This is a genomic window from Cognataquiflexum nitidum, assembly GCF_022538055.1.
In the GTDB taxonomy this organism is placed as follows: Bacteria; Bacteroidota; Bacteroidia; order Cytophagales; family Cyclobacteriaceae; genus Cognataquiflexum; species Cognataquiflexum nitidum.
On the sequence record NZ_JAKZAM010000014.1, the window covers coordinates 22056 to 32898 of the forward strand.

Consider the following 10843-nt stretch of genomic DNA (forward strand, 5'->3'; position numbering starts at 1 on the left):
GGTAACAGATTCAGTTTGTGGACCATTTGAAATCATTTGAAAGAGTTTTGAATAATCCTTCTCATTTTTAATTACTATATCCATTCAAAAATTAGGTTTCACTAAATAAACCATTATAACTTTTGAAAAAAATTTTCCGGTAAAATTTCAGGAGGTAAAACCCATTGTTTCACCCACAATTTTCATTGATTTTACCTGCCATATCTCACCAAGTCCTTCCTCCACCGGGCATTCCCGGCATACCTTGGTTAGGATTTGCAGCTTGGGGTTTGAAGTTTCCGATATTATATGAAAAGGTAAATAAGGCATATCTTGTCAAAACCCGTGTGAAGGTATCTTCAATGGCTACGTCCGATACATTTCTTCCAATGGCATTGTTTTGATTGAGTAAATCAAACACCGTCAATTTCAATTCTGCTTTGTTGTCTTTCATAAACCTGTATCCGGCTTCAATATTCCAAAGCCAAACTGACTGATCCAAAGTGGGGGAAAGTCCTCTATAAAGGGAATTATTGACCACGTTGGAGATGAATAATTTTCCTTTGTTTGGAGAATAGTAGAACCTGAAATTAGAAGATTGGATGTAGTAATTCTGATCCAAGTTTGATTGCAAACTGCTATTGACGATGGTATAAATCCCCGTCGTAGACACGGAAAAATCCAGGTCTTTGCTGATGTTGCTCGTCAGGGTCAAACCTTGGCTCAAATCAATGTTGTCATTCGCGTTTTTCTGGCCATTGATCATACCGGGCGTCCTGTTGTAGGAAACAGAGGAGTTCAGATTGAACTGTGACTTCCAGCTTTTGATCGGCGTGCCATAGGTGACAAATAATCGTGACCTGAAGTTGCCTGAGAAATTCTCCGGACGGCTGATCTGCCCGCCCGGTTTTAAGAGGATTTGGTTGTTGATCAAGGTATCGGTCTGTGCTACAAAAGTATTGGTACCGATAAAGTCTTCCGTAAGGTTCAAAGAAAGGAAAGTGAAGAAGGTTTTGGACTTGGCAAGGTTGATTTTGGAATAATTGATGAAGGCATTATGGCTGAAAGATTGACCAAGGTTTGGATTACCGACAGAAAGCTGCAAGGGGTTTTGGTTGTTGATGACATTTTGGAGCTGGTTGACGCTTGGTTCTTGGGTGTTGGTCCTATACCTCAACCTAAAGGAAGTTCCTTTTTCCTGGTTTCTATAATTGGCATTCAGGCCAGGAAGAAAATTGCTGAAGGAGCGGTTGAAAAGCTGTTCCCTCGGAAAGAAGCTTTCATTGTCCTGCACGGCATATTGGTAATCCAAATTGGCATTGATATTCCATGACTTGAGGTTATAACTGTATCCGACGCTTGGTCTTTGGACAATAAATTTGTTGTTGAACTGGTTACTCAAGGCTGTATCTAAGACCATGATGCCTGCTTCTGGCACCAAGCTGAAGGTCTTTTGGTCAGAAGTGGTTTTGTTGTTACCCACTTGGTAGGACATGGTCAAAAGCGATTTTTCGGTAACTGGTTCTGTGTATTGTAAAGTAGCCCGGTAGTTAAAGCCATCCGAAAGTCCGAATGTCTCTTGATTGATGGTATCGCGGATATCCCGGATAAAATCCCTGTTGGCAGCAATGAGGTCAGAAAGCTGGTCTCTTTTAGTCCAGGCGGTAAATACGGTGGTAGAAACTGTCCTGCCTTTCTTGTCAAACCTGTATCTATATACAAAATTATTGGCAAGATTATATCCGTCTGTGGCGGCATCAGATATTGTCTTTGCACTACTCAAAGGATCAAAGTTTCCTGAAAGGTTGAGACCGTCGCGGTCATTGTAGGTGTTGTTGCTCTGGAAATTTAGGGAAGGTGTAATAATGATCGCATTTTTTGGATTGATGTCATATTCTATCCTGCCATTGATGCGGTGGTTGTTGTTTGTGATGGTATTGAGTAAGCTTTCCTCGTAAAATTGCCTGGTAGTCTCCGACAAAATTGTTTCCCTATTGGTAAGTTTAAATAGATTATTCTTTGTGGAATTGAAAAAATAGCTCCCTGTGAAATTGATTTTTTTACCGAATTTATCACTGTAATTCAAGCCAACACTGTTTGTGGTGATGATCCCCTGATCCTGTCCTACGAGGAAGTTGTTGTTTCCGCCTCCCCATCCTTGGCCTCCGGGACGTCCGCCACCGCCTCCCCTGTTTCCGCCACCTTGACTTGAGGCATTGACTCCGACTAGATCCTGAGAGGAGAAATTTTGTTGGTTGATGTTATTGAATAATCCAATGATAGAGATTCTTTTGGTGCCTTTGAAATAATTGAAATTACCTCCTGCGGCATATCTGTCCTGTGTTCCGGCACCTGCATACAATCTCCCAAACTGTCCTGTGTTTTTATCCGGTCTGGTGACGATATTAATAGTCCGCGAATAATTACCATCATCAAATCCAGTAAGTCTCGATTGATCTGACCTTTGGTCCAAAATCTCCACCCGGTCAATGACGTCTGCAGGTAGATTTCGCAAGGCTAGGAATGGATCACTTCCAAAAAATTCCCGACCATCCACCAAAACCTTTTGGACCTGCTCCCCTTTTGCCTGGATTTCCCCGTTTTGGATGGTGACTCCGGGAAGCTTTCTGACAAGATCTTCTGCATCACCGTTTTCCCTAGTTTTGAATGCACTTGCATTGAAGGAAGTTGTATCTCCTTTTACTTCACCCACGACAATCTGACCTTCTATCAGTACTTCACCGAGGAGCTTGCTGTCTTCCAATAAAACCAAAGTCCCGAGGTCTAGACCATCACCTCTGTTGTGGGTTTTGCTGATTTTGACAAACCCTAAAAATGTAACCTCAATCAGCACTGAAGGGATTCTTGGACGGCTGATTTCAAAAGTCCCGTCTACACCGGTGACTGTATTCACCAAAACCGAGTCTGTTACCGTCTTGATCACGACATTGGCTCCGATCATCGGTTGTTTTGTCGCACCTTCGATGACACGGCCCTTTAGAATGAGATTTTGCGTTCTTCCTTCCGGTCTTTGGGCTTGGGAATCATAGGAATAAACAAAAAACAAGCAAATGAAAAATATTTTGAAAGTAGAAATCTTCATGGGAATAAAATTATTATCTAAGCTTAGACATTGGAGTAAGTCAAAAAGTTTAAGCGGTCAGTAGGTTAAATTGTAAGTGGAAAAAATTAATGTTAAATGGGTATTGGATTCCTTTAAAATGGGATTTTGGTAGACGGGTGAAAAAAAATTTCATCTTTCTGGTCCAAACCTACCGGAACCAATCTTAGGCTTTACTCATAAATTTCTTTTCTATGGCCAAGGTCAATCACATCTACTAGAAGAATGCTGTCATGGATTTCGTATATAATGCGGTAATCGGACACCCTGATACGGTAAGCAACCCTTCCTTTTAGTTTTTTGTATCCCTTTGGACGAGGATCGTTCCCGAGTTCTAAGATGGCTGTTTTGATATTGGAATAATAAGGATCTGGAATTTTGGAAAGCTTTTTCATGGCATTGCGCTCAATTCGGACTTAATACATCACTTTTGTTTTTCTTCGCGTTTTTTCTCGATTTCCTTAAACGCCTGTTCTGCATCTATGAATTTTTGGTCTCTTTTTTTGGCAGCATCATAGAGTTTAATATCTTCAAGCTCATCAAGCTCATTCATCATCCTATTATAATCATTGATGGGAAAAATGACGGCAAGTTTTTTTCCGTGGTCGTCTGTTACAAATTGTGGTTTCATATCATATAAACTTTTTGGAAGTGTTTGTTTGATTTCTGTAAAAATCAAAATAAATAAAAAATCCCGATCTTTCAACCGGGATTTTTTGAGTTTTATTTTTTCTCGGCCAAAGCGACTTTGATCGAAAGTTCTGTCAGCTGTTCATCAGATATGGTGCTTGGGGTGTCGATCATGACATCCCTGCCGGAGTTGTTTTTTGGGAAGGCAATATAATCTCTGATGGAATCTGATCCACCAAAAATGGCGCAAAGCCTGTCAAATCCAAAGGCAATCCCCCCGTGCGGAGGTGCTCCAAACTCAAACGCTTCCATCAAAAATCCAAATTGCTTCTGCGCTTCTGCATCCGAAAACCCAAGATGCTTGAACATCAGTTGCTGAGTAGACCTGTCATGGATTCGGATTGATCCGCCTCCGATTTCGACACCATTGATGACGAGGTCATAGGCATTTGCTCTGACGGAACCCGGATCAGTTTCGAGAAGCGGAATATCTTCTTTTTTTGGAGAAGTAAATGGATGGTGCATGGCATGGTATCTATTGGTCTCCTCATCCCACTCGAGCAATGGAAAGTCAACCACCCAAAGCGGCTTGTACACATTTCTATCCCTCAGCCCAAGTTCTTCACCCATTTTCAATCGGAGTTCTGACATCTGCTTTCTGGTGGATTTGGCATCGCCACTCAAAACCAAAATCAGGTCTCCAGACTCAGCACCCATCTTTTCGGCCCATGATTTCAAATCCTCATTGGAATAGAATTTATCTACAGTTGACTTGAAAGTCCCGTCTTCGTTGCATTTGACATAAACCAATCCTTTGGCTCCTATCTGTGGTCTTTTGACCCAATTGGTCAATTCATCAAGTTGCTTTCTAGTGTATTCACCTGCGCCTTTGGCACAGATTCCTACGACAAGCTCTGCCTGATCAAAAATGGAAAACCCTTTTCCCTGAGCGACCTCATTGAGTTCTACAAATTTCATATCAAACCTCAAATCCGGTTTGTCATTGCCATAACCGCTCATTGCTTCGGCATAGGTCATTCTTTTGACTTCTTCCAATTTTACCCCTTTCACATTTGCGAAAAGATGCTTGGTCAATCCTTCAAAAGTATTCAGGATATCTTCCTGACTTACAAATGACATCTCGCAGTCAATCTGTGTAAACTCAGGCTGCCTGTCCGCCCTCAAATCCTCGTCTCGGAAACATTTGACGATCTGAAAATACCTGTCAAAACCGCTGACCATCAAGAGCTGCTTGAAAGTCTGTGGAGATTGTGGCAAAGCATAAAATTCTCCGGGGTTGACACGGCTTGGAACAACAAAATCCCTTGCACCTTCGGGAGTGGATTTAATCAAAACTGGAGTTTCCACTTCGATGAAATCCTGTGCATCCATATATTTCCTCGTCTCCTGCATCATGCGGTGTCGGAGTTGGAGTTTTTCCCTCACTACATTTCTGCGTAAGTCAAGGTATCGGTATTTCATTCTCAATTCATCACCTCCGTCTGTTTCATCCTCGATGATAAAGGGAGGTACTTTGGATGGATTCAAAATCTCGAGGGATTCCACCTTGATTTCGATATCCCCTGTGCTCATTTTGTCATTTTTGGAAGTCCTTTCCAGGACAGTTCCTTTTGCGAGCACCACAAATTCCCTTCCCAAGGAAGCGGCTTTTTCCAAAAGCGATTTGTCAGAAGAACCCTCTTCAAAAATCAATTGAGTAACCCCATATCGGTCTCTTAAGTCTACCCATATCAAGCCCCCTTTGTTCCTGACCCGCTGCACCCAACCCGAAAGGCTTACTTTTTGATGTACATCTTGTATCCTCAATTCTCCGCAAGTATGTGTTCTGAGCATGATAATAAATGGTATTTTTTGAAGTGGACAAAGATAAACAAAGCTTGGGGACAATTCTAAAATGATCAAGAAGTTTGAAAAAACTTTTTATTTGGCAAAAAAACTACCGATTGATTGGGTTTTCAACAATATCGAGCAAATGAAAAACAAATAAATGTCAATTAAATGAAATACCAAATTGTACTTCACGTTGAATAGTATCGTCAAAATATTAATTATGACTTGAAAAGTTGTAAATAATTTGGAATTTGAACCAAATTTAAATTTCTTTGGAATAATACATTATTTCACCCCCTCTAAACATGAACAAAAAATTAACTTTTACACTTTCGGCGTTGCTGGTTTTTGGCACGGTGTTTTATTTCAATCAAAAAGAACAAGATGCACCTGAGATTACCGAAGAAAAAATTGAATTGGTAGAAGAAAAGAAGGAAGATCAGATTCTTTATGGTATCAATGTGAATGAATTAGATGTAGTCGAGGGCATAGTTGGAAAGAACCAAACGCTATCGACCATCCTTGCACCCTTCAATGTTCCTTATCAAATCATAGACGAAATCGCCCGAAAGTCAAAAGATATTTTTGATGTAAGGAAAATTTCTTTTAACAAAAAATTTACTGTACTCACCTCCAAAGACACTTCCCTGGCTCAGTTTTTTATATATGAACCTAACCCTGCTGAGTTTGTCGTTTTCAAATTGGACGAGGGCGAAGTGTACAAAGAAGAAAAACCTGTTGAAATCCGAAAAGTAGAAATCGGCGGGACCATCAGCAGCAACCTTTACGTCAATATGACTGAGATTGGCATCGGCCCTGACCTGATTGACCAATTTGCGGATTTGTATGGTTGGGCAGTGGATTTTCAAAGGCTTCAAAAAGGAGACAAGTTCAAAGTATCATATTCTGAGAAAGTGGTAGAGGGTAATGTGATTGGTATAGGCGATATAGAAGTTGCTTATTTTGAACATATGGGAGTTCCTTACCATGCAATTCCATTTGAGCAAAATGGGGAAAGAACATTTTTCGATCAGGAAGGAAATAGTTTCAAAAAGGCATTTTTGAGGGATCCTTTGAAGTATACCAGAATTAGTTCAAGGTATAACCTAAACCGTTTTCATCCTGTGCAAAAAAGATACAAAGCCCATCTTGGAACAGATTATGCAGCCCCGACCGGTACAGAAATCAGGTCTGTAGGAGATGGAACGGTCGTTGAGGCAAGATATACAAGTGCCAACGGCAATTTTGTAAAAATCAAACATAACGGGACTTACACCACGCAATACCTTCACATGTCCAAAATCGCCAAAGGAATGACAGCAGGAACGAGGGTAAAGCAAGGTCAGGTGATCGGATATGTAGGAAGTACAGGATTGGCAACCGGCCCACATCTTTGTTTCAGATTTTGGAAGAATGGGAAGCAGGAAGATTGGTTGAAAGAGAAAATCCCGCCATCTGAACCGATATCTCAGGAAAACAGAATGGCTTTTGAGCAAGTGAAAGCTGAAAGTATGAGACAGATTGCTGCAATTCCTTATGTAGACGCAAACCAAAAAATGGTTGCAAAAGTGAATCCCTAAATCGAGTTTCGCTATTTCAATAAACAATGACCAAGGAGTTTTTACTTCTTGGTTTTTTTATGGATCAAGCAAAATCACTTCTGGCTGACTTTTTGCAAAAGTCAAGTTCCTTATGTCTTCAAAATGGAAGGTTAGAAAAAAACCATCCTACCAAGTAAGAACGTCCCAAGCCATTCACAAACAAAGGCCTCCACGCTTTCTTATGTTGATTTGAAGAAAAAAAACCATGGAAAGATTTTCTTCGTCTATTAATCTTATTTCAATTAAAAGAAAAAAAAGACCTCCCAGAAGGAGGCCATTTTTACTTATCTATCTCGCAAGTTTAAAAAATAAAGTCGTCAATCATTTTTTCACTTCAGCCGAAGTTCAGTTCTTCTATTCAGTTGGTGCATATTTTCTGTACATGGAATTGTTCCGCAGTCATTGATGGGCTGTGATTTACCAAACCATTTATACTCTATTCTATTGGCTTCCACTCCCTTCTGTACGAGGTATTCCAGTACCGCTTTTGCCCTTCTTTCTGCTAACTTTATGTTATAGTCTTCATTTCCTCTTTGGTCAGTGTGACCTGAGATATAGAGTTGAAGATTTTTTAATTTTATCATCATCAGTGATACCTTATCCAAATCTTTTTGATGGACAGCCCTGATTGTAGATTTGTCAAAATCAAAATACACGGCAGGTATCGAATTCACTTCATTTTGGATTTCTTCAAAAAGAGAAGAAGCGTCACATAAATCTTTCCCAAACAAAGCAGTAGGCAATTCATATTCTCTATTGGTATCTGTAAAAGATTCCAATACCAGTTCACTTCTTCTGTTCAACTGATGCTTTGTCTCAGGACAAGCCACGCCATCACCACAGTCATTGGCCAATTTTTCCTTACCAAACCATTCTATTCGAACCCTGTTTTCAGGTATGCCAAATTTGGAAAGATAGTTTTGGACAGCATTTGCACGTTTTTCACTCAAAATCCTATTGTATTCCACTGATGCCCTGACATCTGTGTGAGAGGCAACCGCCAAGTCAAGGAAATCATATTTTACCATCAACTCTGCAATTTTATTTAAGACCGGTTCGGCGTCATTTCTAATTTTTGCCTTGTCCAAATCGTAGTAAACAATGTCCACCAAGACAGGTAAATTATATGGGATTCGGACAAGTTTATATTCTCTTTCCAAAATATCATCCTGAAGACCTATGGTAGAAATTGTGCTATCCTGTATGCTAAAATATCCTTTTTTACTGATTTTAAGATTAAAATTACTTTCTGGCTCGAGGTCTGCCAAAATTTCTCCTCTTTCATTTCTAAGTGTGGCTATCATATTTCCACCTTCCTTTTTCGCTAAAGCGGTATTAAATCCTTCACTGATGATATTGCTGTCACAATCGATCACCCGTGCAATCAACTTTTTGAAAAGGTCCTCAACCAGGTAAATGTCATCCAAACCCATACCTCCAGTCCTGTCAGAACTCAGGTACCTTTTACCCCCTTTGGTTACAATGTATCCAAAATCATCCCTTGGAGAATTGTATGGCAAACCCATATTTTGGACATTGGCAAATCCCGAAGAAGCTATATCCGCTTTGAAGATATCCATGCCACCTAAGCCGGGAAGTCCATTTGAAGAGAAATAAAGTGTCGAACCGTTGATAGAAGGATACCTTTCGTTTTTAGCAGTATTGATTTGGCTTCCTAGATTGACTGGTTCGCCGAAATTCAAATCCCCATCATAGGTTACATAATAGAGGTCAAATCCACCCATTCCGCCCGTTTTATCCGAAGCAAAATAGATTCTTTGGTTTTCTTCATCCACAAAAGGATTCAAAACACCATATTCTGTAATTTTATTGAGAGGAAAAGGCTTGGTTTGTGATAATGTTCCGTCGGTACTTATCTGGCTGTAGAAAATTTCGGAATGAAGAGAAAACTCTCTACTTCCTTTAATTTTTTTTACATCTCTAAATACGGAATAGAAAATAATATTTCGGCTATGCATCAAACTTGGATCACTGATGTGGAGCGCATCGGGAAGGTCTGACACTATTTTGGAAAGTATACTGTCTTTATCGAATTTGTAGATTCCAAAGAAAGCCCTGTCATTGAAGCTGCTTTTTTCGGTGCTGTATAGATTGCTTTTTGCGTCCAACCTGATACCTTTTTTGTCCGTGGGAATGATATTTCCCCTATCACTTGAGAAAAAGTTGTTGCCATCTTTATCGACATTCATCCCAAAATCAGAACCGTCAGTATTGATTCCTTGTACAGGCACCAGCTTGACCCGGGTAGTTTTGGAGGACATATTTCTGATCAATTCAAAATCAAGTTCAGGAAAATCATTTTCATCAAAAGAAGAACTCTCCAACATTTCATCAATCTGTTCTGCTTTTCCTACTTTCATGGCTGCCATCAGGTAGTTGGAATAATCCGTCCTTTCGGCTTCTTCATTGGTGATTACTTTTTCCCACCAAGCAAAGGATTTTTCATATTCTTGGACTTGGCTATAAGCTTCAGCAGCATACCTTGCTGTCGTTATTTTTGGATTTCTGTTGTATGCCTGTTCGTAAATTTCTGCCGCATGCTGAAAGTTTTCTAAGCTTTTCTGTTTGTCAGCATAGCGCAAAAGTCTATTCTGAGCAATCGAATGGATTGGCAAAATTCCCAACAAAAACAAGAGTGAAATAAGGTGAAATGATTTTCTCATGATCAGAACCATCTTGGATTTTTCATTGTGGCTTTTCTTGGGGCTAAATAAAATCCAACAGAAAACTCATGAGAATTATTTCTGGAATTTTGTAGTGCATTTAATGTTTGATCGTAAGCATATCCGAATCTAACTTTATCTGACGCGAAAATCTCAACTATAAAGGCTACAGCGTTTCTTCTGCTAATTTCACTTTCAAGGTTGTCATTCCAGATGTGCATGTTGGTCCGATAAGATGCCCCTAGCCAAAGCCTATCCATGAACAAAAACATACCGTTCAGGTCTAGGTTTGTAGGAGAACCCTTCACCTCTTTAATCAGAAATGAAGGTTTAAATTCAATGGCATCAGAAATAGGAACCATAGCACCTGCAGTTAGAAAGAAATGGAGGTCATGTAATGAAAGTGATATATCCTGTCTTTCCAATGAATTCCTACCAATCATATTAAAGGCACTCAATCCTGCGTAAAATCTCCTATTGTGATAGAATAAGCCCACATTCATGTTTGGACTATAAAGGTTATTGATTCCGGCAGGTATCTCGATATCATCCTGATCGATTGGATTAAGAATGTCTCCATCAAGTTGGTACTCTGAAACCCCCGCACTTGCTCCTAATGCAAGAAAGGATTCTTTGCCAGTTTGTATCCTATAAGAATAGGTAAGTAATCCAGTTGTAGTCCTCGTAGGTCCGATCTGATCAGAAAGCACTGATACACCAAATCCCATCATTCCTTCATTTGCACTCAAATCTGCTGTAATCGTAAATGTACGGGGCGCACCTTCAAGATTTACCCATTGATTTCTATAAGTACTTTGTATGTATCCTTGGTTTTTATATCCCGCGTATCCTGGATTGATATGTAATCCATTGAAAATATATTGGCTGAACTGAGGCAGTTGCTGCCCATTTCCTGTCTGAATAGCCAAGATGGCTATCAGTAGGGAAAGTCCAAATATTTGATGGTTTCTTTTCAT

At 39.9% G+C, this 10843-nt stretch carries 7 protein-coding genes; 1 reads left to right on the plus strand and 6 read right to left on the minus strand.

Annotation, left to right across the window (positions count from 1 at the left end; translation table 11 throughout):
• Window positions 1-205: 205 nt before the first annotated feature.
• From MMU07_RS11035 to aspS, 4 genes are all read right to left on the minus strand, one after another.
• Window positions 206-3082 (minus strand): outer membrane beta-barrel protein, encoded by a 2877-nt coding sequence (locus tag MMU07_RS11035; RefSeq protein ID WP_241125935.1) that lies wholly within the window; start codon window positions 3080-3082, stop codon window positions 206-208.
• 191 nt (window positions 3083-3273) lie between these two features.
• Complete coding sequence (locus MMU07_RS11040) at window positions 3274-3510, minus strand: type II toxin-antitoxin system RelE family toxin (protein WP_336246188.1); 237 nt, start codon at window positions 3508-3510, stop codon at window positions 3274-3276.
• Window positions 3511-3524: 14 nt separating this feature from the next.
• Complete coding sequence (locus MMU07_RS11045) at window positions 3525-3731, minus strand: hypothetical protein (RefSeq protein WP_241125937.1); 207 nt, start codon at window positions 3729-3731, stop codon at window positions 3525-3527.
• 92 nt (window positions 3732-3823) lie between these two features.
• On the minus strand, window positions 3824-5584 hold the full coding sequence (gene aspS, locus MMU07_RS11050; RefSeq protein WP_241125938.1) for an aspartate--tRNA ligase: 1761 nt from the start codon (window positions 5582-5584) through the stop codon (window positions 3824-3826).
• Between the two features lie 302 nt (window positions 5585-5886).
• Between aspS and MMU07_RS11055 the strand changes: the two genes are divergently transcribed.
• Window positions 5887-7161 (plus strand): M23 family metallopeptidase, encoded by a 1275-nt coding sequence (locus MMU07_RS11055; protein WP_241125939.1) that lies wholly within the window; start codon window positions 5887-5889, stop codon window positions 7159-7161.
• Window positions 7162-7511: 350 nt separating this feature from the next.
• On the opposite strand, the gene MMU07_RS11060 is transcribed toward MMU07_RS11055, so the two are convergent.
• Entirely contained in the window at window positions 7512-9866 is a 2355-nt protein-coding gene (locus MMU07_RS11060; RefSeq protein WP_241125940.1) for an OmpA family protein, read from the minus strand.
• 2 nt (window positions 9867-9868) lie between these two features.
• Window positions 9869-10843, minus strand: coding sequence for a PorP/SprF family type IX secretion system membrane protein (locus tag MMU07_RS11065; protein ID WP_241125941.1), 975 nt, complete (start codon window positions 10841-10843; stop codon window positions 9869-9871).